The 24,909-nt window shown below is 69.7% G+C and carries 24 protein-coding genes; 13 read left to right on the top strand and 11 right to left on the bottom strand.

What is annotated here, in order from left to right:
• Nucleotides 1–183 precede the first annotated feature (183 nt).
• From ACTWNK_RS05830 to ACTWNK_RS05820, 3 genes are all read right to left on the bottom strand, one after another.
• Nucleotides 184–1,311 carry an FAD-dependent oxidoreductase gene (locus ACTWNK_RS05830; RefSeq protein ID WP_474302485.1) on the bottom strand — a complete coding sequence of 376 codons (1,128 nt, stop codon included), beginning with the start codon at nt 1,309–1,311 and terminating at the stop codon, nt 184–186.
• Between the two features lie 129 nt (nt 1,312–1,440).
• Entirely contained in the window at nt 1,441–2,511 is a 1,071-nt protein-coding gene (locus ACTWNK_RS05825) for a methyltransferase (protein WP_474302484.1), read from the bottom strand.
• 67 nt (nt 2,512–2,578) lie between these two features.
• On the bottom strand, nt 2,579–3,643 hold the full coding sequence (locus ACTWNK_RS05820) for a methyltransferase (RefSeq protein ID WP_474302483.1): 1,065 nt from the start codon (nt 3,641–3,643) through the stop codon (nt 2,579–2,581).
• A gap of 573 nt (nt 3,644–4,216) precedes the next feature.
• Here ACTWNK_RS05820 and ACTWNK_RS05815 point away from each other — a divergent pair.
• On the top strand, nt 4,217–4,987 hold the full coding sequence (locus ACTWNK_RS05815) for an AfsR/SARP family transcriptional regulator (protein WP_474302482.1): 771 nt from the start codon (nt 4,217–4,219) through the stop codon (nt 4,985–4,987).
• A gap of 9 nt (nt 4,988–4,996) precedes the next feature.
• On the opposite strand, the gene ACTWNK_RS05810 is transcribed toward ACTWNK_RS05815, so the two are convergent.
• The 4 genes from ACTWNK_RS05810 to ACTWNK_RS05795 form a co-directional block, all read right to left on the bottom strand.
• On the bottom strand, nt 4,997–5,794 hold the full coding sequence (locus ACTWNK_RS05810) for an AfsR/SARP family transcriptional regulator (protein WP_474302481.1): 798 nt from the start codon (nt 5,792–5,794) through the stop codon (nt 4,997–4,999).
• Between the two features lie 142 nt (nt 5,795–5,936).
• Nucleotides 5,937–6,932, bottom strand: coding sequence for a class I SAM-dependent methyltransferase (locus tag ACTWNK_RS05805; RefSeq protein ID WP_474302480.1), 996 nt, complete (start codon nt 6,930–6,932; stop codon nt 5,937–5,939).
• A 65-nt stretch (nt 6,933–6,997) separates the two neighbouring features.
• On the bottom strand, nt 6,998–8,095 hold the full coding sequence (locus tag ACTWNK_RS05800) for a type III polyketide synthase (RefSeq protein WP_474302479.1): 1,098 nt from the start codon (nt 8,093–8,095) through the stop codon (nt 6,998–7,000).
• Between the two features lie 289 nt (nt 8,096–8,384).
• Complete coding sequence (locus tag ACTWNK_RS05795) at nt 8,385–8,846, bottom strand: MarR family winged helix-turn-helix transcriptional regulator (RefSeq protein WP_474302478.1); 462 nt, start codon at nt 8,844–8,846, stop codon at nt 8,385–8,387.
• A 177-nt stretch (nt 8,847–9,023) separates the two neighbouring features.
• On the opposite strand from ACTWNK_RS05795, the gene ACTWNK_RS05790 reads away from it, so the two are divergent.
• Nucleotides 9,024–10,439, top strand: coding sequence for an FAD-binding oxidoreductase (locus tag ACTWNK_RS05790; RefSeq protein WP_474302477.1), 1,416 nt, complete (start codon nt 9,024–9,026; stop codon nt 10,437–10,439).
• 72 nt (nt 10,440–10,511) lie between these two features.
• Here the strand turns inward: ACTWNK_RS05790 and ACTWNK_RS05785 are convergent, their stop codons facing one another.
• Nucleotides 10,512–11,501 carry an NAD-dependent epimerase/dehydratase family protein gene (locus tag ACTWNK_RS05785; RefSeq protein WP_474302476.1) on the bottom strand — a complete coding sequence of 330 codons (990 nt, stop codon included), beginning with the start codon at nt 11,499–11,501 and terminating at the stop codon, nt 10,512–10,514.
• Nucleotides 11,502–11,616: 115 nt separating this feature from the next.
• On the opposite strand from ACTWNK_RS05785, the gene ACTWNK_RS05780 reads away from it, so the two are divergent.
• Nucleotides 11,617–12,078: a TspO/MBR family protein gene (locus ACTWNK_RS05780; protein ID WP_474302475.1), complete on the top strand. Its 462-nt coding sequence runs from the start codon at nt 11,617–11,619 to the stop codon at nt 12,076–12,078.
• A gap of 9 nt (nt 12,079–12,087) precedes the next feature.
• Here the strand turns inward: ACTWNK_RS05780 and ACTWNK_RS05775 are convergent, their stop codons facing one another.
• Together ACTWNK_RS05775 and ACTWNK_RS05770 are read right to left on the bottom strand one after the other, a co-directional pair.
• On the bottom strand, nt 12,088–12,249 hold the full coding sequence (locus tag ACTWNK_RS05775) for a DUF6766 family protein (protein WP_474302474.1): 162 nt from the start codon (nt 12,247–12,249) through the stop codon (nt 12,088–12,090).
• A complete protein-coding gene (locus ACTWNK_RS05770; protein WP_474302473.1) occupies nt 12,246–12,554 on the bottom strand; it encodes a hypothetical protein in 309 nt (102 codons plus the stop codon). The genes ACTWNK_RS05775 and ACTWNK_RS05770 overlap by 4 nt, the downstream gene beginning before the upstream one ends.
• Nucleotides 12,555–12,695: 141 nt before the next feature.
• Here ACTWNK_RS05770 and ACTWNK_RS05765 point away from each other — a divergent pair, with 141 nt between their 5' ends.
• The 7 genes from ACTWNK_RS05765 (at nt 12,696) to ACTWNK_RS05735 (ending at nt 20,123) form a co-directional block, all read left to right on the top strand.
• Nucleotides 12,696–13,064, top strand: a complete 369-nt coding sequence (locus tag ACTWNK_RS05765; RefSeq protein WP_474302472.1) for an STAS domain-containing protein — start codon at nt 12,696–12,698, stop codon at nt 13,062–13,064.
• Nucleotides 13,065–13,136: 72 nt separating this feature from the next.
• On the top strand, nt 13,137–13,886 hold the full coding sequence (locus tag ACTWNK_RS05760) for a DUF2071 domain-containing protein (protein ID WP_474302471.1): 750 nt from the start codon (nt 13,137–13,139) through the stop codon (nt 13,884–13,886).
• Nucleotides 13,887–14,002: 116 nt separating this feature from the next.
• Nucleotides 14,003–15,190, top strand: coding sequence for a PP2C family protein-serine/threonine phosphatase (locus tag ACTWNK_RS05755; RefSeq protein ID WP_474310842.1), 1,188 nt, complete (start codon nt 14,003–14,005; stop codon nt 15,188–15,190).
• Nucleotides 15,187–16,779, top strand: coding sequence for a sensor histidine kinase (locus tag ACTWNK_RS05750; protein ID WP_474302470.1), 1,593 nt, complete (start codon nt 15,187–15,189; stop codon nt 16,777–16,779). Before ACTWNK_RS05755 ends, ACTWNK_RS05750 begins: the two co-directional genes overlap by 4 nt.
• Nucleotides 16,772–17,215 carry a response regulator gene (locus ACTWNK_RS05745; protein WP_474302469.1) on the top strand — a complete coding sequence of 148 codons (444 nt, stop codon included), beginning with the start codon at nt 16,772–16,774 and terminating at the stop codon, nt 17,213–17,215. The genes ACTWNK_RS05750 and ACTWNK_RS05745 overlap by 8 nt, the downstream gene beginning before the upstream one ends.
• Before the next feature lie 76 nt (nt 17,216–17,291).
• A complete protein-coding gene (locus tag ACTWNK_RS05740; RefSeq protein WP_474302468.1) occupies nt 17,292–18,674 on the top strand; it encodes an eCIS core domain-containing protein in 1,383 nt (460 codons plus the stop codon).
• 111 nt (nt 18,675–18,785) lie between these two features.
• Nucleotides 18,786–20,123, top strand: a complete 1,338-nt coding sequence (locus tag ACTWNK_RS05735; RefSeq protein WP_474302467.1) for a hypothetical protein — start codon at nt 18,786–18,788, stop codon at nt 20,121–20,123.
• Nucleotides 20,124–20,126: 3 nt separating this feature from the next.
• On the opposite strand, the gene ACTWNK_RS05730 is transcribed toward ACTWNK_RS05735, so the two are convergent.
• Nucleotides 20,127–21,281 (bottom strand): threonine/serine exporter family protein, encoded by a 1,155-nt coding sequence (locus ACTWNK_RS05730; RefSeq protein ID WP_474310841.1) that lies wholly within the window; start codon nt 21,279–21,281, stop codon nt 20,127–20,129.
• Between the two features lie 93 nt (nt 21,282–21,374).
• On the opposite strand from ACTWNK_RS05730, the gene gadC reads away from it, so the two are divergent.
• From gadC to ACTWNK_RS05715, 3 genes are read left to right on the top strand one after another with little or no spacing between them, the layout of a single operon-like run.
• Nucleotides 21,375–22,850 (top strand): glutamate/gamma-aminobutyrate antiporter GadC, encoded by a 1,476-nt coding sequence (gene gadC / locus ACTWNK_RS05725; protein WP_474302466.1) that lies wholly within the window; start codon nt 21,375–21,377, stop codon nt 22,848–22,850.
• Nucleotides 22,847–23,257 carry a hypothetical protein gene (locus ACTWNK_RS05720; RefSeq protein WP_474302465.1) on the top strand — a complete coding sequence of 137 codons (411 nt, stop codon included), beginning with the start codon at nt 22,847–22,849 and terminating at the stop codon, nt 23,255–23,257. Before gadC ends, ACTWNK_RS05720 begins: the two co-directional genes overlap by 4 nt.
• Before the next feature lie 5 nt (nt 23,258–23,262).
• Nucleotides 23,263–24,597 carry a M20/M25/M40 family metallo-hydrolase gene (locus ACTWNK_RS05715; RefSeq protein ID WP_474302464.1) on the top strand — a complete coding sequence of 445 codons (1,335 nt, stop codon included), beginning with the start codon at nt 23,263–23,265 and terminating at the stop codon, nt 24,595–24,597.
• Nucleotides 24,598–24,909 lie beyond the last annotated feature (312 nt).

Below are 24,909 nucleotides of genomic sequence, written 5' to 3'. Positions count from 1 at the left end.
CTTAAGAACTCCTAACCGCCCGACTTCACGCGCCGGGGAAATACCGGTCGAGCCGGTACGGCAGGACATGCCATATCGCACAGACCGGTCCCGCACACGCGAAAGGGGTGGCGGAAGCATCGACAGCTCCCGCCACCCCCGGATCCACACCGGCCGGTCCGCGCACGCCCGGCCGGCCCGGCCTCAGATCGGCTCCACCAGCTTCTCCATCGCCCTCTTGATGACGGCGGTCTGCTCCTCGGGCGGCGCCTGGATCTGCTCCAGCCTGCCGATCTCGATCGAGCTCTCCACGACGAGCTTGCACCGCTCCTCACGCCGGTGGGTGAAGGCCGCGAACGCCTCGGCGACCGTGTCGCGTGCCGCGAACTCCTCGCCGAGCACCAGGGCGTCCTCCACCGCGATCCCCGCGCCGGAGGCCAGCTGCGGCGTCGTGGGATGGGCGGCGTCGCCGATCAGGATGACCCGCCCGGCATACCAGGGAGCCGGGAGGTAGAACGACTCCAGCGGCCTGAAGGCGATCTCGGTGTCCTTGGTGATCGACTCCCTGATCTCCTTGACGTACCCGCCGTAGGGTTCGAGCAGGCGGATGAGACCCTCGGGCAGCTCGTGGCGCTCGCGGACCAGCCTCGGCGTGCGCTCGACCACGAACAGGTACATCTCGGTCGGCGAGATCGGCGTCCACCCGACCTTGGCCTCACCGCCGAGGAAGTAGTAGCGCTGGTCGACCCACGAAGGACGCGGTACGAACGTGCGCCACACGCTCTGGCCCGTGTACTCGGGGCCGGGCGAGCCGGGCAGGACCTGGTCGCGGGTCCGCGAGAAGATGCCGTCGGCCCCGACGACCAGGTCGTAGCGGCCGGTGCCGCCGTCGCTGAAGGTGACGTCGACGCCGTCGTCGTCCTGCTCGATCCCGGCGACGGAGGTGCTGAGACGCGGGCTGACGCCCGAGCCGAGCACACGGGCCGAGAGGATCTTGTACAGCACCGGTCTGGCGATGCCGCCCGAGCCGCACACGCCCGAGCCCGGCGGCATGGCGGTGGGGATGTCCCTGATCGGGTCGCCCGCCACCGTGCACATGCGGATGCCCTCGCCGACATAGCCGAGCTCGGCCACCTCGTCGTGCACGCCGAGCTGCTGGAAGGCCCTGAGCGTCGGCCCGGTGATGGTCAGGCCCGCGCCCGCCACCTTCCACTCGGGCGCGATGTCGATGAGATCGACCTGGGCCCCGGCACGCCTCAGGGCGATCGTCGCCGCCATTCCGGCGATCCCGGCGCCGATGATCAACACTCGCGAGGCCTGCTTCGACGTCATCGTGCTCCCCTTCTCTGGCGTGCAGTGGAGCGGGACGGCTCGGCGACCCGCCCCGGCGCCCGCCGTACGGGCGGGCCGGGTGCGGGTCGCGTCGTCGCCGGTCCCGCGTTGGCCGCGACCGGCCCCGGGTCAGGCGGTCTTGGTCGCCGACAGGATGGCCTGCACCGGCAGGGCGTACCTCGGCAGGTCGGCGGGGTCCTTGGTCAGCGTCTGGGTGACCTTGAACCCGGCCTCCTCCAGCCAGGCGCGGTACACCGAGACCTTCTGCGGCCCGCCGTAGCCCATCGAGCAGCCGAGGAAGAAGCTCGGGAAGAAGTCGATGGTGTAGTTGTCGGTGTCCTTGACGTTCTCCGGGTAGATCGGCACCAGGATGTGCACCTGGCCGCCGACCTCCAGCGACTGGTTGACGCCTGCGAAGATCTTGAGGACGTCGTCCTTGTCCCACATGTCGATGAAGTGCTTGATCAGCACGACGTCGAAGCCCTTGGGGATGGTGTCGAAGACATTGCCGCCGATGAACGAGCAGTGCTCGTCCACGCCCTGCTCGCGGAAGTTGCGCAGGGCGTCCTCCTCGCGCTCGGGCAGGTCGAACGTCGTCACCGTCAGGCCGGGCGAGGACTTGTACTTCAGCGTGTGGATGGCGCCGAGACCGGTGTTGCCGGCCAGGTCCAGCACCCGCGAGCCCTCGGGCACGTCGATGTTGTCGAAGAACCAGGGGTCGATGCGGGCGGTCGTGGCGTCCATCACGCGCGACCACGGGTCGCCGATGTCGCGGTGGGTGGCCGCCGCCTCGTACAGGGTGCCGTCGAAGCCGTAGAACTTCTGCAGGCCGACGAGGGTGCCGCTGCGGACGCTCTCGGTGAGGTAGTACAGCTGCCTGAGCGTGACGACCTTGATGAACTGCATGAAGCCGACCACGCCGTTGAGCTCGGCCTCGGGCACCGCGGCGAGCGCGTCGAGGGTGTAGCGGCCCGACTCCTCGTCGTGTGCGACGAAGCCCTCCTTGACCGGCAGGAACAGCAGCTGCTCCACGGCCTCCGGCTTGGCTCCCGCCACCGCGCCGAGCTCGGCCGCGGTCAGGCCGGTGCTGCCCCTGAGCGCGTCGATGAGGCCCAGTTCGAATACGGACAGCAGGTTCATGAACCGCGCGGGTCCCACCATGTATTCGCGGAATCGCGCGAGCGTGGCTGCTGTGGTCATGTTCTGATCCCTCCGAGTCGTGCGGTGCGTGCAAGGGTGGTCGTGCGGTGCGGGAGGCCCGGGGCGCTCACACGCTCTTGGTGGCGCTGAGGATGCCCTGCAGGGGAAGGGCGTCCGGCGGCAGTTCCGAGGGGTGCTGCGCGATGGCCTTCGTGAGTGTGAACCCGCACTCCTCCAGCCAGCTCACGAAGGTCGACAGCTTCTGCGGGCCGCCCTGACCTGTGGCGCAGCCGAGGAAGAAGCTCGGGTAGTAGTCGACGGTGCACGACTCCTTGATGTCTTCGGAGTAGATCGGCACCAGGATGTGCACCTGGCCGCCGACCTCCAGCGAGTCGCGCACACCGTTGAGGATCTTGAACACTTCGCTCTTGTCGAACATGTTGAGGAAGTGCTTGATCAGGACGACGTCGAAGCCCTTGGGCACCTCGACGAAGACGTCGCCGCCGATGAACGAGCACCGGTCGTCGACTCCGGCCTCCTTGAAGGTGCGCAGGCACGCCTCCTCGCGCCCCGGCAGGTCGAACGTCGTCACCGTCAGGCCGGGCGAAGGCCGGTACTTGAGGGTGTGCAGCGCGCCGAGCCCGGTGTTGCCCGCCAGGTCGAGCACCCGCGAGCCCGGCGGGATGTCGACATTGCCGAAGAACCAGGGGTCGATGCGTGCGGTGACCGAGTCCATCAGCCTGGACCAGGACTCACGCAGGTCGGCGTGCACGGTCATGGCCTCGTAGAGGTCGCCCTCGAACCCGTAGAGCTCGCGCAGGCCGACCAGCGTGCCGGACCTGACGCTCTCGGTGAGGTAGAACAGCTGCCTGAGCGTGGTGACCTTGATCTTGTCCATGAAGTCGAGCGGTCGCTTGAGCTCCAGGTCGTCGAGGTCGGCGAGCGCGTCCAGGGTGTAGCGGCCCGACGCCTCGTCGAAGGCGATGAAGCCCTCCTTGACCGGGAGGAACAGCAGCTGCTCCACCGCTTCGGGCTTGGCCCCGGCCACGGCGCCGAGCTCGGCCGCCGTCAGCCCCTCGCTCCCCCTCAGCGCGTCGACGACGCCCAGCTCGAAGACCGACAGCAGGTTCATGAACCGCGCAGGTCCCACCATGTATTCACGGAATCGCGCGAGCGTGGTTTCTGCGGTCATGCACTCGTCCCTTCGACTCGGTCACACCACAGCGGCGCCCGACGTCGCTGCGATCCGGCGGGGATCCTGCGGTCGCGGCTACCGCTGCCCAGCATCGGTCACCGGACTTGGCTGGGACTGTTCGGCGAGTTGGTGACGACTTGGCGCGACTCGAATTCGATTACAGAGAGTGAATAATCAGGCTTCTTGACAAACCATCTGTGACGAATATACGATCAGGCAAAGATTGAGATCGAAATTCGATATTTCTTTGTTAAGAATTAGCGGTTTACATGTTCGCGACTAGGGTCCAGCCAACGGGGTAGTGGCCACACGGCCATGGCTGTTCACATCACGCGACGCGCGGAGGCTCCTCGTCGACCGCGCCGCCTCCAGGGAAGCCGGCCCGGCGCCGGTACGGCGGAGCACCGGTGCCCGCGACTCTTCTTGTCGCGCTCCATCCGGTGATCTCACCGGCGCAGGGACGGAAGGGGAACGGTGTCATGGCCAGGCCAGACCCGTTGTCCAGAGAGGAGAATCGACATCCGGATTCACCTTCTTGGGCCGCTGCGGATCCTGAGTGCCGACGGCGAGATGGCGCCCGTCGCCCGCAAGCCGCGGCAGATTCTCGCTCTGCTCCTGCTCAACTACTCGCGGGTCGTGCCGACCTCCGCGTTGATAGACGAGTTGTGGGACGGGGCGGCACCGAAAACGGCACGCGCCGCCGTACAGATCTACATCTTCGAACTGCGCAAGAGACTCGCCGAGGCGACCGGGTTCACCATGGACGTCGTCGGCAACGAGATCCTGCGCAGGGCGCGCAACGGCTATGAGTTCGTCACCGAGTCCTCCTGGTTCGACCTCAGGTGCTTCCGTCAGCGCGAGCAGACGGGCGTGGCCGCCATGGCCGAGGGCGACCTGGTCAAGGCCGCACGCAACTTCCGCACCGCGCTGTCGATGTGGAACGGCCCCGCGCTGGCCGGCGTCGAGCCGGGTCCGAGCATCCGGGCCGAGGTGGCCGGTCTCGAGCAGTCGAAGGCGACGATGCTGAACCACCGCATCGAGCTCGAACTGCGCTTCGGCAGGCACAGGGAGATCCTGGGCGAGCTGATGAACCTGGTCTCGCTCGACCGGTTCAACGAGGGGCTGCACGCGCAGTTCATCATCGCGTTGTACCGATCGGGCTATCGCGCCCGTGCGCTGGAGGCCTTCCGCAGGCTGCGGGCCGACATGGTCGGCAGGTTCGGCCTTGAGCCCTCGCTCAAGCTGCAGAGGTACTACGACGCCATCCTGACCTCCGACCCCGAGCTGGAGGAGCGGCCGGTGTGGCCGCTGCCCAGCGAGCTCCCGGTGCTGCAGGCCTGACGCGGGCCGTCACCCGGCCTTGGCGTTGCCGTACCCACTGGCGGCGTCGACGGCAGCGGTGTCGGCCACCCGCATCAGGCCGCACAGGCGGGTGATGCGGCTGGAGGGCTCGATGCCGAACTCGTCCTGAATACCGAGTCTGAGCCGTTCGAACACCTCAAGGGCTTGTGTGCGATATCCAGAGCGATACAACGCGATCATGAACTGCGCGTGCAGCTCCTCGTGATGCGGGTGGCGCACGACGAGCCTGGCCAGTTCGCTCAGGATCTCGCGGTGCCTGCCCATGTCCAGCTGCGTGCCGAAGAACAGCACCAGCGTGTCCAGCCTGGACTGGTCGAGCTCGGCGACCGCCGCCCGCAGCAGCCTGCCGTGATCGACGTCCAGCAGGGCCGGGCCCCGCCACAGGCCGAGCGCCTCGCTCAGCAGGCGGCTGGCGCCGAGGACGTCGCCGGTGTTGAGCAGCGTGCGGCCGAGTGAGCGCAGCCGGTGGAACTCCGGCAGGTCGAAGGTGGCCTTGCCCAGGTCGACGCGATAGCCGCCGACGCGGGTCTGCAGCAGGTCCTGCGTGACCAGGTCGCGTGGCACGCCGAGCTTCCTGGCGAACTCCGTGCGGAGATAGAAGACGTGGGTCTGGAGGGTGGTCGCGGCGCTGCGCGGCGGCGAGCTGTCCCACAGCTCGGTGATCAGCGAGCTGGTCGAGACCCGGTGCGGTTCGTTGAGCAACAGCAGGGCGAGCACCTGCCTGGGCTTCCCGGTCATCTCCAGGAGGTCCTGACCGTCTCGCCGGATGGACAGCGAACCCAGCACGTTGAATTCGATACACCTACTCAGATGCACCGGGACGAGAATACCCGCCGCGCGGCGGGCGCGCCACCGCGGCCAGAAGCCGGGGAAGGTACGGCGACCGGCCGCGCGTGTTTACCGAGAATCGCGTAATATCCTCCGGCTTTTATCGGGCGAAGACCAAAGTCGTGGGCGACGACGTCGAATGGAACGTGATGTCGTCGAATCCCGCCTCGCCGAGCCAGGCCCGGTAGTCGCTCTTACGCCAGGTCCCGCCCTTCTTGCTTTTGAGCAGCATTTCCGAGGCGAACAGAAGCGGAAAGAACGGCCCGCCGCGGTCGTCGTCGACGACGTAGTCGCAGACGACCAGTGTGCCGCCGGGCCTGAGCGCAGCCCTGACCTTCTTGAAGATCGCGATGTTGTCCTCGGCGCCCTCCTGGTGTGCGACGTGGGAGTACACGACGACGTCGTAGACGTCCTGGCCGAAGTCCACCGTGTGCAGGTCGCCGTCGACGACGGTGAACCGCTCGGCCACCCCCCGCTCCTTCAGCAGCCTGCGGGCGATGGCGTTGATCGGCTCCCAGTCGAGCTGGGTCGCACGGGCCCGCTGGTTGAGTTCGAGCCAGATGGCGGAGAAGATGCCCGAGCCGCCGCCGAGGTCGAGGATCGAGATCTCCCCGGCCTCCGCCAGGCCGAGCAGGTCGGCCGCGACCGTCGCCACCGGGACCGACTGGGCGGCGATGGCGGGGACCACGTCCTCCCAGTGCGGGTTGTCGGCCACCTCGGTCATGGCGGCGACCGGCCCTCCGGTGCGGAAGACCTCCAGCAGGCTGCCCAGCTTGTCCATCTGGCCCAGCTTGAGCTTCGCGTAGCCGCTGAGACCGGCCGGCCTGCCCTCGACGAGGTACTCCGACGACTCGGCGGTGTTGCGGTAGCTCTGGCCGTGCAGTTCGACCAGGCCGAGGCCGACGACCCCGTCGAGCAGGGTCTGCGCGCCCCGCAGCGAGATCCCGGCCTTGGCCGCCAGCTGCTCGGCGGTGTCGACGCCCTCGTCGAGATGGGTGAAGAGCGAGTATTTCGCCGCCGAGCCGAGGATGCCGGTGGCCCAGTAGCCGTTGGCGATCTCCATGATCCGGTCCGGCGTGGGGTGGTCGTTGCTCACGCTGCCTCCTGACTGCTGCGGGGTGGGCGGCACGCGTCCGCGCGCCGACGGTGGGCGGCCTGGCCTCAGCGGGACGCCGCCGCTACCTCGGGGATGCGCTCGATGCCGGTCCGCCCGTCCTGGGACCAGGTGCCCACCGACATCTCCGCCGTGATGCCCGGCCCGAAGCCGGCGATCACCCCGGTGGCGCCCGGCGACATCGTGTCCTCCTCGAACAGTCGTCGCAGCGCGTCGAGCACGACGGCGCTGGCGATGTTGCCGTACTCGGTCAGCGTCGACCAGCTGTGGCGGAACATGCTGTTGTCGACGCCGAGGTACTTGCTCAGGTCGGACAGGATGCGCGGGCCGCCCGCGTGGATGATGTAGAAGTCGAGGTTGCCGACGTCCCAGCCGTGTTCGAGTGCGAGTTCGCGCAGCACGGGGGCCAGCGGCTCCATCGTGCCCGGGACCCGGCGGTCGAGCTGGAAGTGGAAGCCGGTCGAGCGCACGGCGTAGGAGATCCAGTTCTCGGTGTCCGGGATGATGTAGGAGGCGTTGCGCTCCAGCGCCACACCGGTGCCGCCGCTCCCCCGTACCACGGCCGCCGCGACCGCGTCGCCGAACAGGCCGTCCGACAGCAGCGAGCCGACGCCGTCGTCCTCGGGCTGGTAGCACAGCGAGCACAGCTCACACGAGACGATCAGGACGTTGTTGTCGGGATAGGCCTTGCAGAAGTCGTGTGCGCGGTTGATCGCCGCGCCTCCGGCCGCGCAGCCGAGCTGCGCGATGGGGATCTGCCGGGTGTTGTACCTGAAGCCCAGGTTGTTGATCAGCCATGCGGTCTGCGAGGGCATCGTGAACCCTGTGCACGACACGTAGATGATCGCGTCGATGTCCTGCACCGTGAGCGAGGCGTTGGCCAGGGCCTCGGCGATGACTTCCGGGCATCGCTTCTGCGACTCCAGCTCGAAGATGCGGTTGCGTTCCTCGAAGCCGGGGTGGCGCAGCGCCTCCTCGATGGGCTGCACCAGGTGCCGCTTCTGCACACCCGTGTTCGTGATCAGTCGAAGCGCCAACGGAAGCTGCGGCTTGCCCGCGTGAGCCTGCTCGGCGAATCTCAGCGTGTCGTCCAGTGTGATGACATACTCCGGCACACGCACCGACGGCTTGCATAGCGTTGGCATGTCTGGAGTCTCCTCCTGTAGAAGTCCACCCTCTGTGCGGAAAGCGCCCTTCGAGTACCCCGGGTACAGCCGTCAGGGTCGCCACGCGCGGCACGGGCCGCGCCGCGGATCGCCATGGGGCTCGGGGATACACGTCCCCTACCGTCGCCCATCCGTCTTGCCGCAGGCTTGGCGGCGACTTGGCATCGCCTTCCTCTGCCGGAAGGTGACACTTGGGACGCACTTGCCGTGACGGCGGGGCCGCGTGCTCTGACGAGCGGGTTCCGCTTTTTCGCACAGAGGGCGACTCCTAGCCGCCGTGCAGGGTGATGATCTCCTTGATCGTGCCGCGCAGCATCGCGATGCGGTCCTCGCCGAGGCGCTGGACCCACCACTGCTCGATGTCGCCGAGGATGCGCGATGCGGCCGCCTGGCCCTCCACGCCTCGCCCGGTCAGTTGGATGATCTTGGCTCTGCGGTCCTTCGGGTCGGTGGCGCGTTCGACGTAGCCGAGCCGTTCCAGCTCGTCGACCAGTTCGCCGATGGCCTGCTTGCTGAGTCCCGCGCGATCGGCGAGCACGGTCAGGCGCGATCCCTCGTCGTCGATGTACCGGAAGACCGATCCGTGCCGATAGCGGATCCCCTCCAGCCCCTCCTCGGCGAGCCGCTGGTGCAGCAGCTCGATCGTGATGTCCTTGGCCCGGGTGAGAAGTGCGGGAAGCGGCGGCTGGTGCGTGCCCTCCTCGCCGCGCCCCTCGGATTGCGTCGTCATGTCGGGCGACCTTTCTGGTGCAATCCATTTGTCAGGCTGCTTGACAATATAATCCCGCTAATAGTACAGTAGCTTTACTAAACTTCACAACCATGACGAGGCCCAGCGAGCCGTCATGTGTTGTCGTATGGCCGATCCAGTGGCGAATCCCCGAAAACCGGCAGAGGTGGGAATTTGATGAGCCGTTTCGACCACGAGGAAAAGAAGGTCACCGGTGTCGACGCCGAGGCGATCGACACGCTGGCCAAGCAGCTGAAGGGGCCGGTCCACGTCCCCGACGACGAAGGCTACGACGCCGAGCGCGCCGGGCACCAGACCGCACGCCAGCACCGCCCCGATGTGGTGATCGGCGCTGCGAGCCCTGCGGACGTGCAGGTCGCGGTGGCCTTCGCCCGCACGCATGGGCTTCCCGTCGCGGTGCAGGGCACCGGACACGCGCTGGCCGCCGTCGCCGCCGACGAGGGCGTGCTGATCAACACCTCCCGGCTGGCCGAGGTGCGCCTCAACGCCGAGGCCGGGACCGCCTGGGTGGGCGCCGGCACCACATGGGACAAGGTGATCGAAGCGGCCGCGGCCGCCGGCCTGGCCCCGCTGTCCGGCTCGGCCCCCGGCGTCGGCGTGATCTCCTACACCCTCGGCGGCGGCCTCGGCCTGCTCTCCCGCAGGTACGGCTTCGCCGCCGACCACGTGCGCAGCATCGACGTCGTCACGGCCGACAGCAGGCTGCGCCATGTCACCGAGACCTCCGACCCCGACCTGTTCTGGGCGCTGCGCGGCGGCAGGGACAACTTCGGCGTGGTGACCGGCATCGAGATCGACCTCATGCCGATCACCACGATCTACGGCGGCGGGCTGTTCTTCGACGCGAGCCAGGCGGCCGAGGTGCTCAACACCTACGCCCAGTGGACGACGACCGTGCCGGACGAGCTGACCTCCTCCATCGGCCTGATCGCCTTCCCCGACGTCCCCGCGCTGCCGCCGCCGCTGCGTGGCCGCTATGTCGTGCACGTCCGCATCGCATACGCCGCCGACTCCCTCGGCGCCGGTGAGGGGCTGGTGGCGCCGTTCCGTGCGCTCAACCCGTTCATCGACACCGTCACCGAACTGCCCTTCGCCCAGTCCGGGTCCATCCACAACGACCCGCCCTTCCCCGGCACGTTCGAGTCGGGCACGGCGCTGCTGAGCGACTTCGACGCCTCCACCGTGCGCGCGCTGCTGGAGCTCGTCGGGCCGCACCAGCCGGTGCCGCACGTCGTCGAGCTGCGTCACCTCGGCGGGCGGCTCGCCCGGCCCCCGGCCGTGCCCAACGCCATCGGCCACCGGAGCGCGCGTTTCGCGATCAATGTGGTCTCACGGCTCGAACGTGCCGAGATCGCCGATGTCAGGCCCGCGCACGAGCGTGTGTTCGCGGCCCTCGCGCCCTGGACCACGGGCGGCCAGACGCTCACCTTCCTCAACGGCGCGGACGACGCCAAGAACGTCGCCGCCGCCTACGAGCCGAAGGACTTCCAGCGCCTGACCGAGATCAAGGCCGTCTACGACCCGCAGAACATCTTCCGCCTGAACCACAACATCCCGCCCGCCGTCGTCTGATCCCCCGTCTGACGACCGCAGGGCACGCGGACGCCGGTGTTGCCCGACACCGGCGTCCGCCTTTCCTCCTTCTCACCCCGCCTGGCTCGAGGGCCCGATGCCGAGATCGCGCAGGCGGCCCAGGGAGCCGATGTCCGGCGGCGGGGCGAGGGTGCTCCCGCGCAGGCCTTCGGCGTACTCCGCCAGTGCCTGCGCGGCCGAGTGCCGTGGCCGCCAGCCGAGTTCGGCACGCGCCCGCCCGGTGTCCATGATCGGGGCCTGCGCCGCCATCTCCAGCAGGCCGGGCGTCGCGGGAACCAGCCGGAGCCGCCAGGCCGCGGCCAGCGCCGCCCTGGCCAGGCCCGACGACACCCTGGCCGGCCCGGCGTCCAGCAGCTCGGCCAGGTGATCGCCGCCGAGCACCGCATCGGCCGCCAGGTTGAACGCACCCGAGACCGGCCTGGTCACGGCCAGCCGGTAGGCCTCGGCCGCGTCGGCGGAGTGCAGGGCCTGCAGCCTGAGCCCGGACGACGGCCGCTGCTGCCCGGCCGAAGCCAAGGCCGATGCCGTGCGCCCGAAGGCATAGGCGGGCCGCATCCGCACCAGCCGTACCCGTGGGTGGTCGTGCTCGAAGTCGTCGAGCACCTGCTCCAGGTAGGCCTTCTCCATGGCGTGGGAGGCGCCGGGCCAGCCGTGTGTGGGCCAGCTCTCGTCGATGGCACGCTCACCGGAGCCGGGCGAGTACGCGCCGACCGACGAGGCGTGCACCAGGGCGCGGACGCCGGAGCGTGCGGCGGCCTCGAAGACACGCATGCCGCCCACGACGTTCGCCCGCCAGGTCACGGTGGGCCGCCTGGCCGGATGGAACAGCCAGGCGAGATGCACCACGGCATCGGCGTCGCGGAAGAGCTCGTCCAGGTCGTCGCTCACCACGTCGGCGGCGCGCCACGACACCTTGTCCGGCAGCCCGCCCGGCTCCCGCCTGGCCACGGCGACGATCGACTCGACGGCCGGATCGCCCGCGAGGGCCGAGACCACGCCCGTCCCCACCTGTCCCGTCCCACCCACGACAACAACCTTCATGCGGCAACCTTCATGCGGCCCCGCTACCCGCATCGCACCCGCCGATGCGCACCACGACCCGGGCATGCCCAGGCGGGACTCGGGTAAGAGGCCATATATGGAGAAACGTGCCTTTTTGCGGAATTTGGCGAAGACGGCCGGTGCGGTGACCGTGGTGGCCGTCGCGGGTGGGCTGGCCACCGACGCCGGGTCGTCCTGGTACCGCAAGCTGCGCAAACCGCCGTGGCAGCCGCCGCCCCAGGCCTTCGGACTGGTGTGGACGCCGTTGTACGGGCTCATCGCCTACGCGGGCGCGCGGGCGCTGACCGAGGCCCGCGACGACCGAGCCGCGCTCGGCGGCGCGTTCGCGGTGAACCTGGCGCTCAACGCCGCCTGGACGCCGCTGTTCTTCGCCGCACGCGCGCCACGCCTGGCCCTGGCCGACATCGCCCTGCTGAACGCCTCCAACATCGACCTGGTCAGGCGCTTCCTGCGGGCCGACCGCCGTGCGGGAGTCGCGCTGCTGCCGTACGCGGCCTGGACGGCGTTCGCGACCGCGCTCAACGCCTCGATCGTCTCGCGCAACCGCGAGGACTGAGGGCGGCGGTCAGCTCTCCAGTCCGGTCGTCGTGTGGGGCGTGCCGACCGGTTTGGACTCGGGGGAGCCGCGCTGGCGCAGGTACACCGACAGGATGACCATGGACAGGACGGCGAGGAACTCCGACTGCCAGTTCTCCGCCACGTCCACCGCGAAGTCCGATGAGCTCACACGGGCGAGCCGGCCGATCGCCTCTCCCCCTTCGGCCACCTGCCCGCGAACGACTGCCCGGCCGGGGCCGCCAGGAAGGCCGGCCCGAGGAACAGGCTCAACGCGTTGTCCTTGACGAACCCCCCATCCCTCACGCCTCCTAACGGCCGAGCAGCGCACGCCTGTTCCGCCCTGCCTTCGGCGAGTGCGGCGGAGAAGCGCGCGGCCGCGTCCAGCGCCTGGCCGGTGTCGGCCGACGAGCAGGCCGCGAGCCCGGCGACCAGAGCCACGGCGGACGCCCCCAGGCGTACGTTCCGTCCTGCCATGCCCGTCCCCTACCCCGTAGGTCACGTTCAGCACACGGGTTGCCGCGCATTAGGGAGAAGAGCCTTTCCGGCAACTGCCTTCTGTGGTTGCCTTGGAAGGAGCATCAGACCGCTTGGACCGACGAGGAGGGAGAAGCTCTCGTGACCCCTTTGTCGACGACGGCCCGCCGGATCGGCGGCGGGAATCTGATCACGGTGGAAGGCGAGGTCGACGCCACCAACGCACCGGGTTTCTCCGAGCTCGTCGAGCAGGCTCATCCCGATGCCGACGAGCCGCTGGTGCTCGATCTGCGTGCCGTCACCTTCATGGACAGCACCGGTCTGGCCAAGCTCATCGGCGTCCAGGCCCGGCTGCAGAAGGCGGCGGGCGCCCTGTTCGTGGTCGCGCCGCACGAGCGGGTGCTGCGACTGCTGGAGATCACCGGCGTGGCCTCCATCATGAGCCTGCATCCCACGCTGGAGGAGGCGCTCGACGCCGCCGACCTGCAGCCGGTGCGCAACTCCACCTGACGCGAAGCCGTCCTGCCCGACAAGACCGGAACCGGCCACCCGGCGGGCCCAAATTCCGTAATGTTCGGGTTCATGAGTTTCGTCGGCACACCGAGGCCGCAACCCCGGTGGTTCCACGCGCAGACCGACCTCGACGATTTCGCCATCGTCAGCTACCGGGTGGACGTCGACGCCCTGGCGCGCCTGCTGCCCGACGGATTCGCCCCGATGACCCTGATGTTCGCCGACGGGCCGGGCAGCCTGGTCTCGGCGGTCGCGTTCAAGGACCGCGACTTCCACTTCAGGTTCCTGCCGCAGGTGGGCATCGACTGCGGGCAGATCAACTACCGCGCCTACGTCACCGCGCACGGCCGGTCGGGCGTCTGGTTCTTCGGCACCGCGCTCGACCATCCCGTCGTGGCGATCCCCCGGCACGTGTGGGGCATGCCGTGGAGCCGCGACCGCATCCGCATCGGCGCCGACTGGGCCGGATCCCCCGCCCGCTGGCGGCTCGAAGCCGGTGACGCCTGCTGCCATGCCGAACAGGTCGCCGAGCCGCCCACCGCACTGGACGGCTTCGCGGCCGAGCCGGAGTGGCTGGAGCGCCTGACCCACCCCACGGCCGGGTGGTACCGGCGCAGGGACGGCGACATCGGCGCGTACAGCATCTGGCACCCGGTCATGCGCCCGCGCCACCTCGCGGCCACGTCGGCGCGCTTCCCCGTGTTCGAGCGCCTCGGGCTGATCACCCCCGACACGCCGCCGCACTCGATCCTGGCCGAGCCCCACCTGCCCTTCGACATCCACACGCCACCCAGGCGGGCATTTCGTCCGTTTCGGTAGTTATCAGCGACTATGATCGGCGGTTGCGGGTGGGGCGTCTCGGAATCCGGGGCGCCTTTTCGCTTGGAACCGCCTTGCCCAGGCAGGCTTCGGTACGGAGGGTCGCCTTGTTCGATGTGAGGGCGCCGATCGCCGACGCCACCGAGCGGGAGCTCGTCGTCCTGCTGATCGAGGACGACCCGGCCGACGCGCTCCTGGTCGAGGAGCTGCTCGACGACAGCGGCCTGACGGTGAGGCTGCGCTGGGTGCACTCGCTCGGCGAGGCCCGCAAGGCACTGGCCGACGAGACCCCGCACTGCGTGCTGCTCGACCTGCACCTGCCCGACGCGCAGGGCCTGTCCGCCCTGGAGACCGTGCTGAGCGCGGCGCCCGGCGCGGCCGTCGTCGTGCTGACCGGACGGGCCGAGCAGGAGTCGGGCCTGGCCGCAGTCGCGGCCGGAGCGCAGGACTACCTGGTCAAAGGTCAGGTCGAAGGCGAGTGGCTGGGCCGGGCCATCCGTTACGCCGTGCAGCGCAAGCAGGCCGAGCAGGCGGCTGCCGCCCTGCGGATCGGCCAGGCGCACGCCCAGGAGAACGCCCGTCTGGAGCGTGGCCTGCTGCCGGTGCCGCTGCTGAGCACCGCGCCGATCGAGGTGACCGCACGCTACCGGCCGAGCCGTACCTCAGCCCTGCTCGGCGGTGACTTCTACGACGTGGTCGAGGCCGACGACGGCACCGTGCACGCGGTGATCGGCGACGTGTGCGGCCACGGGCCCGACGAGGCGGCGCTCGGGGTGTGCCTTCGGGTGGCCTGGCGCACGCTGGTGCTGAGCGGCGTGAGCGGGCCCGCACTGCTGAGGCAGCTGCAACGCATCCTGGAGGCGGAAAGGGCCAATACCGAGATCTTCACCACGATCTGCATGGTGAGCCTGGACGCCGACCGCCGCTCGGTACGCGTGCTGCGGGCCGGGCATCCCGCCCTGCTCGTCCGCACGGGAGGCGACGTGCGATTGCTCGACCCGCCCGCCGGTCCCGCGCTCGGCCTGCCGATCCCGCCCACCGACTGCCCGCTCAACGAGCTGAAGCTGCCCGAGGGCGCGGCGCTGGTGCTGTTCACCGACGGCCTGTTCGAACGCCCGCTCGCCGGGGACAGCGCCGAGCGGCTCGACGAGAGCGGCCTGGCCGACCTGGCCGGCGGGCTGGGCGACCTGCCGGGGCCCGAGTTCCTCGACGCCCTGATCGCCGGGGTCGAGGCGGCGACCGATTCGGGTACCTCGATCGACGACCTGGCCGTGGTGCATCTGCGGTGGAAGGAGGAACGATGAGCGAGGACGCCGGGCCGGTCGGCCGCTGGCGCAGGCTCACCGTCAGGCACTGGTTCATCCTGGTCATGGCGGTGATGGGGATCCTGGTCCTGGTCTGCGCCGTGGTCGGCGGCACGCTGCTGAGCCGTACCACCGAGCTGTCCGACCGGCTGTCCGACGTCGTCTCGCCCGCGCGGGTCGAGACCCTGCTGCTGCAGAACGCCCTGGTCGACCAGGAGACCGGTGTGCGCGGGTACCTGCTGAGCGCCGATCCGCAGTTCCTCGAGCCCTACATCCAGGGCGTGCGCGAGGAGCAGGCACGGGCGGCGCGTATCACCGCGCTGATCGACGAGCACCCTCAGCAGCTCGGCGACGTGGCCACGCTGCGCGACGCGGCGATCGCCTGGCGCCGGGCCTATGCCGAGCCGCTCATCGCCGCCGCGCGGGCCAAGACGCCGATCGACCCCGTGCGGGTGGAGGCGAGCAAGCGGGCCTTCGACGACATCCGGGCGCTGTTCACCGTACAGAACGATCACTTCACCCAGCTCAGGGAGCAGACCAGGGCCGAGGTCGGCCGGTTGCAGGCCACGCGTGACGCCTTCTTCGCCGCGATGCTCGCCCTGCTGCTGGTCGGCGGGATCACCATGGCCGTGCTGCTCCAGCGTGCCGTCGTCGTCCCGCTGGACAACCTGCGCGTGGCGGCCAGGCGGGTCGCCTCCGGCACCTACACCCACCACATCGGCGCGCACGGCCCCGCCGACATCGCCGACCTGGCCCGCGACGTGGAGGCCATGCGCCGCCGTATCGTCGCCGACCTGGAGGTCGCCAAGCACCAGCAGGCCGAGCTGCAACGGCAGAAGGACGAGCTCGACGCGCACGCCGTCGACCTGCGCCGCTCCAACGCCGAGCTCGAACAGTTCGCCTACGTCGCCTCGCACGACCTGCAGGAGCCCCTGCGCAAGGTCGCCACGTTCTGCCAGCTCATCGCCAAGAGGTACGGCGACAAGCTCGACGAGCGCGGCCTGCAGTACATCGCCTTCGCCACCGACGGCGCCACCCGCATGCAGGTCCTGATCAACGACCTGCTCACCTTCTCCCGCGTCGGCCGCCAGCAGGGCCCGCCCGAGCAGGTCGACCTCGACGCCTGCGTGGACCGGGCGGTGGCCAATCTGAGCACGACCGTCGAGGAGACGGGCGCACGCGTCGAGCGGCCCGAGCACCTGCCCGGCGTGCGCGGCGACGCGACGCTGCTCACCATGGTGTGGCAGAACGTGATCGGCAATGCCGTCAAGTTCCGCAGGCCCGGCGAGACGCCGGTGGTGCGCATCACCTGCGAGCGCCAGAGCCCCGAAGGGCCGTGGCAGGTGAGCGTCACCGACAACGGCATCGGCATCCCCGAGGAGTTCGCCGACAAGGTCTTCGTCATCTTCCAGCGCCTGCACAGCCGCGAGGCCTACTCGGGCACCGGGATCGGCCTGGCACTGTGCAAGAAGATCATCGAGCACCACGGCGGCCGTATCTGGCTGGAGAACCCGCCCGAAGGCGGCACCCGCGTCTGTTTCACCCTTCCCGCGTCCGACCCCGCACCCAAGGAAGTACCGCATGCCTGACCAGTCACAGCCCATCGACGTCCTGCTGGTCGAGGACGACCCGGGCGACGAGCTCATCACCCGTGAGGCGTTCGAGGACAACAAGATCCGCAACGCCCTGCACGTCGTCCGGGACGGGCTGGAGGCGCTCGACTTCCTCTACAAGCGCGGCGAGCACGTCGGCGCGCCGCGTCCCGACCTCGTGCTGCTCGACCTGAACCTGCCCAAGTACGACGGCCGTCAGGTCCTCGAGCAGATCAAGTCAGACCCGGACCTGGCCGCCATCCCGGTCGTGGTGCTGACCACGTCGTCGGCCGAGGAGGACATCCTGCGCAGCTACAAGCTGCACGCCAACGCCTATGTGACCAAGCCGGTCGACCTGGAGCAGTTCATCGCGGCCATCCGGCAGATCGACGAGTTCTTCGTCACCGTGGTCAGGCTCCCGTCGCGGCGCTGAAACCCTCGCCTGCCCGAACGGCTTCGTCGCGCTCGGTAACACGACGCCGCCCCCTCGGCGACGTACTGTGGCGATCATGAGTGTGTACGAGCAGTCCCCCAGGCGGCCCGTCGCCCTCTCCCGGCCGGGCGACGCCGCCGAGCACGCCGCCGACCGGCTCGCCGCCAGGGCGCTGGACGGCTCCCCCGAGCTGCCCGCCGTCAGCGCGGCCCCCGAGGGCGTGCCGCTGCCCGCCGAGGCGCGCGCGCACTTCGGCGCCAGGCTCGGCCACGACTTCAGCCGGGTCAGAGTGCACACCGACGACCACACCAGGCGTACGGCGGGCGCACTGGACGCCGCCGCGTTCACCCACGGCGAGCGGATCGGCCTGGACGGCGACCTCTACCGGCCGGGCACGAGGGCGGGACACGCGCTGATCGCACACGAGCTGGCCCACGTGGCACTGACCGGCGGGCGCTCACCCGTGGTGCACCGCAAGACCAGGGGCGAGCAGGTCATGGACAACGCCAAGAGCGGCTTCCTCACCCCCGACGCGAGCACCAAGGCCGACGTCGACGTGCTCAGGGCCGCACTGCGCGAGATCCAGCAGGGCAAGAGCGTGGAATTCAACCTGAAGGCAGGCCGGGCGAAGATCACCTCCGCACTCGCGACGGCGGGCAACGCGGCCGCCGAGAAGAGGCTCCAGGCGCTCTGGAACGACCTGGTCGCCGAACGGGCCAAGGCGAAGAGCAAGGAGTACAAGGCCAAGGAGCACGGCTTCTTCGCCGCCTTCACCACGCCCCTGGCCAAGCTGGGCCAGGCCCATCCGAAGTCGCAGGCGAAGTACTGGCTGAAGAACACTCCCACCCAGGTGCTCGACGCCGTCTTCGCCGCCGCGAGCGCCGACCTGCCCGCCGACCAGCTCTACGTCTATGCGTTCAAGGAGGGGCTGGACGCCTATGTGCGCGGGCGGATCGGGCTGGGCCCGGACGCCGAGCCGACCGAGGCGCAGCTGGGCGGTGTCAAGGTCACCGAGCCGATCTCCGGCTTCGACTTCCTCGGCACCGACCACTTCTTCACCGACCTGAACGCCGCCAACCGCCCGGCCAAGGACTTCCTGCCGCCCGGCTACGACCTGTCGAAGGTCACGCCGGACTCGCGCCGCAACGAGTTCAGCTCGACGGTGCCTTCGGCGGTCTTCCCGTCGCTGACGATGGCGCTGCAGGGCCTCGCCGCGCTGATGCGCCGCCGCCGTGCGTTGTTCCTGGCCGACGTCAGGACGCACGGCTACGCCCCTCCCACGACGGCCGAGCTCGTCTACTGGACATACGTGTACTACAACGCGGGCGAGTTCAACGGGCAGCTGAAGAAGCACGCGGGCACGCGCAAGCTGGGCGACTGGATCGCCAAGGGCGAGTACGCCAACGCGATCAAGGTCCATGAAAGCTGGACCATGATCGACAAGATGAAGATCTTCTGACCTGCTGGCAGGAATGCCACGAAACTTGGCCGCATCCCGACTCATCCCCCCGCAGTAGCATCCATCACGATCAATGATCGGCATCCGCTGCAGGTCTTCCGGGGGACGTACATGGCTCAGCCGCCCTATCAGCCGGCACACCGCTACCTGCCGCCACCACCGCCTCCACCGCCCAGGCGGCGCGGCGGCCTGCTCGCCCTGGTGATCGTCGCCTCACTGCTGGCCGTCGTCCTGGTCGCGGTCGGCGCGGTGGTCGTGTTCACCCGGATGACGGGCGGTGGCACGCCCCGGGCCTCGGTCACGGCGACGGCGGCCGAGCCGGGCGGCCCCCGGCCGGTGGCACGCGAGGGCTTCACCGACGACGCCGACGACGGCATCATGGACCCGGCCCCGCTCGCGACACGCGGCAGCGCCGCCCCCGCTCGTTACGCCGGTGTCCCGGTCATCGCCGCCTGCAACCTGCTGTCCATCGCCGATCTTGGCGGCCACGGCCTGCGCCTGCATCCCAACCCGCTGGCGGGAGTCGTCGAGCGCTCCTACTTCGACGGCCAGGGCACCGGCAGGATCGACGCCTCCGACGAGCTGTTCCTGCCGCACCAGCCGCCCAACCGATGCCGCTACCTGACGGTCGGGCGCGGCTATCTGGAGGTCCAGGTCTACCAGGCGGGGTATGTCAGCGACCGCGCCACGCGATACATGTTCGACAAGTACGTCGCCAGGCCCGCCGTCGGTCCCGTCGCCGTCATGACCAAGGGCCCGGTCGACGCCGAAGGCAGGGCGAACTACACGCTGCGCCTCGGCCGTACGTTCGTGGTCGTCAGCCTGATGCTGCCGGGCCGGACCAGGCTGGTCTCGCCCGTCGTCAGGACCGTGGCCGTCAATCTGCGCAAGCAGTCGGCCAGGCCCACCGGGATGACCAGGCTGGGCTTCGACAGCCCGCTCGTCGCCTCCGAACCGCCTTCGGCCTGCGCGTTGCTGCGTGCGGCCGACGTCCAGGCCCTGTACCGCAGGAGGGCGCTGCCGTTCGTCGAGGAGGAGATCGGCACGGCGGTCGGGGTGACCGACTTCAGCATCGACACCACCGTCGCCGACAGGCGGCCCTACACCTACACGACGAGCGCGTGCCGCCGTTCGGTGCCCGGGGACGGCGACAAGGAGCTGCTGGTGCTCAAGGTGGAGCTCACCTCCTACGACGGCACTCCGGCGCCCGCGCACTCCATGGCCCTGTCGGCCAGGATGGACGGCGGACAGCCCCTGGGCGCCGGTGAGCAGGCCTACTGCGTCACCCGCCGCGAGGCCCGCTCGGCCGGGTCGATCCTGGTGCGCCAGGGCCGCCATCTGATCACCGTGAGCACCTACAGCACCGACGAGTACGCCAAGGACAGCCCGCAGGCCGTCTGCGCCGGGCTCATGCCGGTCGTGACGAGTGTGCTCGGCCGCCTGCGGTGAGCCTCACCGCACCAGCAGGAACCCGGCCAGCAGCGCCAGCGCCACTGTGGGCACGATGAGCAGGAAACTGAACAGGTCCTGGGCGCCGACGATGGGATGGCCGCCGATGAGCGCGGTGACGCCCCGCAGGCCGAGGCTGCCGACGGTCAGGGTGAAGAACCCGCCGACGACGAGCTCGAGACGTGGCGGCCGGGTGGGCGAGCGCGCCAGCAGGGTGGCGAGCGCGCCGAGCGCGGCCCCGGCGACCAGCGTGCCGACGAGGTCGCCGCCGACCTTGGCGAACCCGGCGTACAGCACATAGGTGCCGACGACCAGGGCCGCCATCAGCGGCACGTTGCGCATACTGGCGTCGAACGTCAGCGCCAGCCCCACCGTGAAGGGCACCCAGGCCAGCACCACCACCCAGAACGGCAGCGTGCCCGGCTGCGTGCTCTCGAACAAAGCCTGCCGCCCCGCCCCCGTCGCCTGGGCGGCGAGCACGACGCCGATGATGATCTGGACGAGGGTGAAGCCGGCCCAGACCAGCCGGGTGGCGCCCGCCGCGATCCGGCCGACGGCCAGCTCGGCCGAGGCCGCCGACAGGTAGTCGCCGGGGATCACGATGAACAGCGCGGGCAGCATCAGCATGACGGGCCCGGCGCGGTAGGCGGCGTCGGCGAACACCGTCAGCGTCAGGCAGCCCACGACGAACGACCCGACCAGGGGCAGCAGCGGCTCCCACCGCCTGCCGCCGAACGCGACGAACAGCACGCCCATCACCGCCCCGAGCACCACCGTGATGAGGAACTCGGCGCCCGTCGGCACCACGCTCGGCGCGAACCCCGAGGTGAACAGCACCACGCCGAGCACGCGCAACCACCACGGGTAGAGCGGCGGCGCGGCCAGGATGGCGTCGAGCTCGCGCCTGGCCTCGGGCACGCCGAGCCCGGCGTGTATCCGTCCGACCAGCGTCTTGACGCGCTCCATCCGGACCAGCGAGAGCCCGGGCGTGGCCTCGACCACGTCGAAGGTGTCCTCGCCGATGCGCAGGATGAGCTGGTCGGGCAGGACGAGCAGGTCGGCGTCGAGCCCGTAGGCCGCCGCCATCCTGCGCACGGAGTCGCGGACGAGGAAGACGCCCTCGGCACTGCCCGCGAGTAGCAACCGGGAGAGATCCACCAACAGGGCTCTTTCATCGCCTTTCACGACGTTTACCTACCCAAAGTAATGGAAGGATCACAGAGACGAACCTATGCATCGGGGGATGCTGCGATGAGTTCGATTGATGTTCCCGGGGATTCGGGAGCGGTTCCCAGGGCCAAGGCCGCGACGACCAAGCCCGCGACCGCCTGGATCTCGTGGGTGGCGCTCGCATTCATGATCACAAGCTCGGTCGCCAGCCTGCGGGCCGCACCGAGCATGGCCGTGTACGGCCTGGCGGCGATCTTCCTCTACATCGTGCCCGCCATCGTGTTCCTGCTGCCGACCGCACTGGTCTCGGCCGAACTCGCGTCGGGCTGGAGCGGCGGCGTCTACAACTGGGTCAGCCAGGGACTGTCGAAGAAGCTGGGCTTCCTGGCCGTGTGGTGCCAGTTCGCCATGACGATCTTCTACTACCCGACCCTGCTCGCCTTCGTGGCCAGCACGTTCGCCTATGTCATCAATCCGGCGCTGGCCAGCAACGGCCTCTACACCGCGATCGTCATCGTGGTCATCTACTGGGCCGGGGTGTGGGTCTCCAGCCGGGGCACCAAGACGGTCGCGGGCCTGTCCAGCGCCGGGCTCATCATCGGCACCCTGGTGCCCGGCACGGTGCTGATCGTGCTCGGCATGATCTTCCTGGGCGAGGGCAACGCGTCGGCCGCGCCGATGGACGCCGCGCACATCCTGCCGCCGTGGGCGGGCATCGCCAGCCTGGTGCTGATCGTCAACAACTTCCTGTCCTACTCGGGCATGGAGATGAACGCCGTGCACGTCTCCAGCCTGAAGAACCCCGGCAGGGACTTCCCGCGTTCGATGTTCCTGGCCGTCGGACTGGTGCTGGTCATCTTCATCCTGCCGGCGCTGGCGATCAGCTGGGTGGTGCCCGCCGACAGCACCAGCCTCACCGCGGGCGTGATGCAGGCGTTCGACACGATGTTCGCGCACTTCAGCGTGCAGTGGCTGACGCCGATCTTCGGACTGCTGATCATCGCGGCCTCGCTCGGCGGCATGCTCACCTGGCTGGCCGGACCGTCCAAGGGCGTTCTGATGATCAGCCGCGAGGAGGGCTGGCTGCCGCCGTCGCTGCAGAAGCTGAACAAGCACGGCGTCCAGCAGAACATCCTCGTCGCCCAGGGCGTCGTCACCACGATCATCGCGCTGCTGTACGCGTTCATCCCGAACGTCTCCAGCGCGTACTGGATCCTCTCGGTGATCACGACGCAGATCTATCTGATCGTCTACCTGCTGATGTTCGTCTCCGCGGTACGGCTGCGCCGCACGCAGCCCGACCATCCGCGCGGCTTCAAGGCACCGGCGCTCGGGCTGCTGTGCGTCGTCGGATTCGTCGCCTCGGCCGCCGCGATGATCATCGGGTTCGTGCCGCCCTCGCAGTTCGGCTCGGGCAGTCCGCTCACCTACTTCCTCATCGTCGGCGGCGGGCTGGTCCTGGTCGGGCTGGCGGTGCCGTACCTGCTCATCAAGCTCAGCAAGCCGTCGTGGCGCAACCCGGAGCGGGCCGCCGCCGTCGAGGAGGAGGCGTCATGACCACACAGCGGACCTGGGTCACCTACACCGCCGTGGGGTTGCTCGTGGTGGTCGTGCTGGTCGTCATGGCCATCATGTGGGGCACCAGGCAGGCCAACGCCACCGCCACGGCGCAGAGCAAGGCCAAGCAGCTCAACGAGCGGCTCGTCGCCGCCGGGCTGCGGCCGGTCGACACCGACGTGCTCGTCCAGGCGCTCGGCAAGGACGGCGGCGCGCTGTGCGCGGACCCGGCGGGCACGGTGGCCAAGGCCACCGCGCTGACCACCGGCGCGGCGGGCCCCGGCCAGCGGCCGGTCATCGCCGCGGAACGCCTCGTCAAGGGCGCCGGGCTGCTCGTGCAGGTGTACTGCCCGAACAAGCAGCAGGAGTTCGACGACACGATCAACAGCCTGAAGCTCGAAGGGTGACCACGATGGAACTGCGTGACCGCATCGCCGCCCTGATGCCCAGGGCGAAGGAGGAGCTGACCGAACTGGTGGCGTTCAGGTCGGTCGCCGACCCGCGCCAGTTCCCGCCGCAGGAGTGCGAGAAGGCCGCCCAGTGGGTGCTCGACGCCTTCGAGGGCGTCGGCTTCTCCGGCATGCGCCTGGTCGAGACCGCGGACGGCAGCAAGGCCGTGTACGGCGAGCGGCCCGGCCCTCCGGGATCGAAGACCGTGCTGCTCTACGCCCACTACGACGTGCAGCCGCCGCTCGACGAGGACGCCTGGAACACCCCCGTCTGGCAGCTCACCGAGCGCGAGGGCCGCTGGTACGGCCGAGGCACGGCCGACTGCAAGGGCAACATCCTCATGCACCTGACCGCCCTTCGCGCACTCGGCGACGACGTGCCCGTCGGGCTCAAGCTCATCGTCGAAGGCTCGGAGGAGCAGGGCACCGGCGGCCTCGAGGACTTCGTGCCCAAGAACGCCGACCTGCTGCGCGCCGACGCCATCCTGGTCTGCGACACCGGCGGCGCGGCCGTCGGCGAACCGGCGCTCACCATCAGCCTGCGCGGCCTGGCCGACGTGGTCGTCTCGGTCGAGGCGCTCGGCAGCGAGATGCACTCCGGCATGTTCGGCGGGGCCGCGCCCGACGCCCTCGCCGCGCTCGTGCACATGCTGTCCACCCTGCGCGACGCCGAAGGCAACACCACGGTGCGGGGCCTGGACAACACCCAGACCTGGCAGGGCGCGCCGTACCCGCCCGAGCAGTTCACCGCCGACGCGCACGTGCTGGGCGGGGAGCGGCTGCTGGGCGACGGCACCGTGTCCGACATGCTGTGGGCCAGGCCCGCCCTGACCGTGCTCGGCATCGACTGCCCGCCGGTCGTCGGGTCGGCCGCCGCCATCCAGCCGCATGCCAAGGCCAGGCTCAACCTGCGCGTGCCGCCCGGCATGGACGCCGTGCACGCGCAGGACGCGCTCATCGCCCATCTCAAGGCGGTGGCGCCGTGGGGTGTGCACGTCAGTGTGGAACGGCAGGCGTCCGGCCAGCCGTTCCTGGCCAAGACCGACGGGCCCGCGTACACGGCGTTGCGCGCGGCCATGCGTGAGGCCTACGGGGTGGAGGCGGCCGGGCTGGGGCAGGGCGGGTCGATCCCGCTGTGCAACGTCTTCCACGACACCTACCCGGACGCCGAGATCATCCTCATGGGTGTGGAGGAGCCGCTCACGCTCATCCACGCGCCCAACGAGAGCGTGCATCCCGGCGAGATCGCGAACATGGCGCTGACCGAGGCGCTGTTCCTGCGCGGTTACGGAGCCTGACCGGGCGCGGGCGCATGGGTCGACCTGCGCACGAGCACGGCCGGGTGCAGGAGCGTGCGCAGGGGAGGTGCGGGGGTCGGCCAGCCGCTCCAGCAGGAACTCGGCGGCGAGCACGGTCCCCGCGCTGTTGTCGGCCACGCTCGGGTCGCCCCACCGCACCGGCTGCTCCCTGTTGACCATGACGAACGGCACGCCCCGCCTGCCGAGCTCCCTCGCCGCCTCCCGCACCTTGCGCCTGGCGGACTCGTACGTGCCGCGCATATAGAAATATCAGCAATTTCCGTAGGTTCGGCGTCTCCCAAAACACCGCGA

The organism is Nonomuraea sp. IBHARD001 (assembly GCF_056106265.1).
The sequence above is the reverse complement of the archived record's forward strand: the minus strand, read 5'-3'. Positions and strand labels throughout refer to the sequence as shown.

Coding starts and splice junctions, on each gene's coding strand:
- ACTWNK_RS05830 (WP_474302485.1), bottom strand. CDS start 1,311: ATGACGTCGAAGCAGGCCTCGCGAGTGTTGATCATCGGCGCCGGGATC.
- ACTWNK_RS05825 (WP_474302484.1), bottom strand. CDS start 2,511: ATGACCACAGCAGCCACGCTCGCGCGATTCCGCGAATACATGGTGGGA.
- ACTWNK_RS05820 (WP_474302483.1), bottom strand. CDS start 3,643: ATGACCGCAGAAACCACGCTCGCGCGATTCCGTGAATACATGGTGGGA.
- ACTWNK_RS05815 (WP_474302482.1), top strand. CDS start 4,217: ATGGCGCCCGTCGCCCGCAAGCCGCGGCAGATTCTCGCTCTGCTCCTG.
- ACTWNK_RS05800 (WP_474302479.1), bottom strand. CDS start 8,095: ATGCCAACGCTATGCAAGCCGTCGGTGCGTGTGCCGGAGTATGTCATC.
- ACTWNK_RS05795 (WP_474302478.1), bottom strand. CDS start 8,846: ATGACGACGCAATCCGAGGGGCGCGGCGAGGAGGGCACGCACCAGCCG.
- ACTWNK_RS05790 (WP_474302477.1), top strand. CDS start 9,024: ATGAGCCGTTTCGACCACGAGGAAAAGAAGGTCACCGGTGTCGACGCC.
- ACTWNK_RS05785 (WP_474302476.1), bottom strand. CDS start 11,501: ATGAAGGTTGTTGTCGTGGGTGGGACGGGACAGGTGGGGACGGGCGTG.
- ACTWNK_RS05770 (WP_474302473.1), bottom strand. CDS start 12,554: ATGGCAGGACGGAACGTACGCCTGGGGGCGTCCGCCGTGGCTCTGGTC.
- ACTWNK_RS05760 (WP_474302471.1), top strand. CDS start 13,137: ATGAGTTTCGTCGGCACACCGAGGCCGCAACCCCGGTGGTTCCACGCG.
- ACTWNK_RS05750 (WP_474302470.1), top strand. CDS start 15,187: ATGAGCGAGGACGCCGGGCCGGTCGGCCGCTGGCGCAGGCTCACCGTC.
- ACTWNK_RS05745 (WP_474302469.1), top strand. CDS start 16,772: ATGCCTGACCAGTCACAGCCCATCGACGTCCTGCTGGTCGAGGACGAC.
- ACTWNK_RS05740 (WP_474302468.1), top strand. CDS start 17,292: ATGAGTGTGTACGAGCAGTCCCCCAGGCGGCCCGTCGCCCTCTCCCGG.
- ACTWNK_RS05735 (WP_474302467.1), top strand. CDS start 18,786: ATGGCTCAGCCGCCCTATCAGCCGGCACACCGCTACCTGCCGCCACCA.
- gadC (WP_474302466.1), top strand. CDS start 21,375: ATGAGTTCGATTGATGTTCCCGGGGATTCGGGAGCGGTTCCCAGGGCC.
- ACTWNK_RS05720 (WP_474302465.1), top strand. CDS start 22,847: ATGACCACACAGCGGACCTGGGTCACCTACACCGCCGTGGGGTTGCTC.
- ACTWNK_RS05715 (WP_474302464.1), top strand. CDS start 23,263: ATGGAACTGCGTGACCGCATCGCCGCCCTGATGCCCAGGGCGAAGGAG.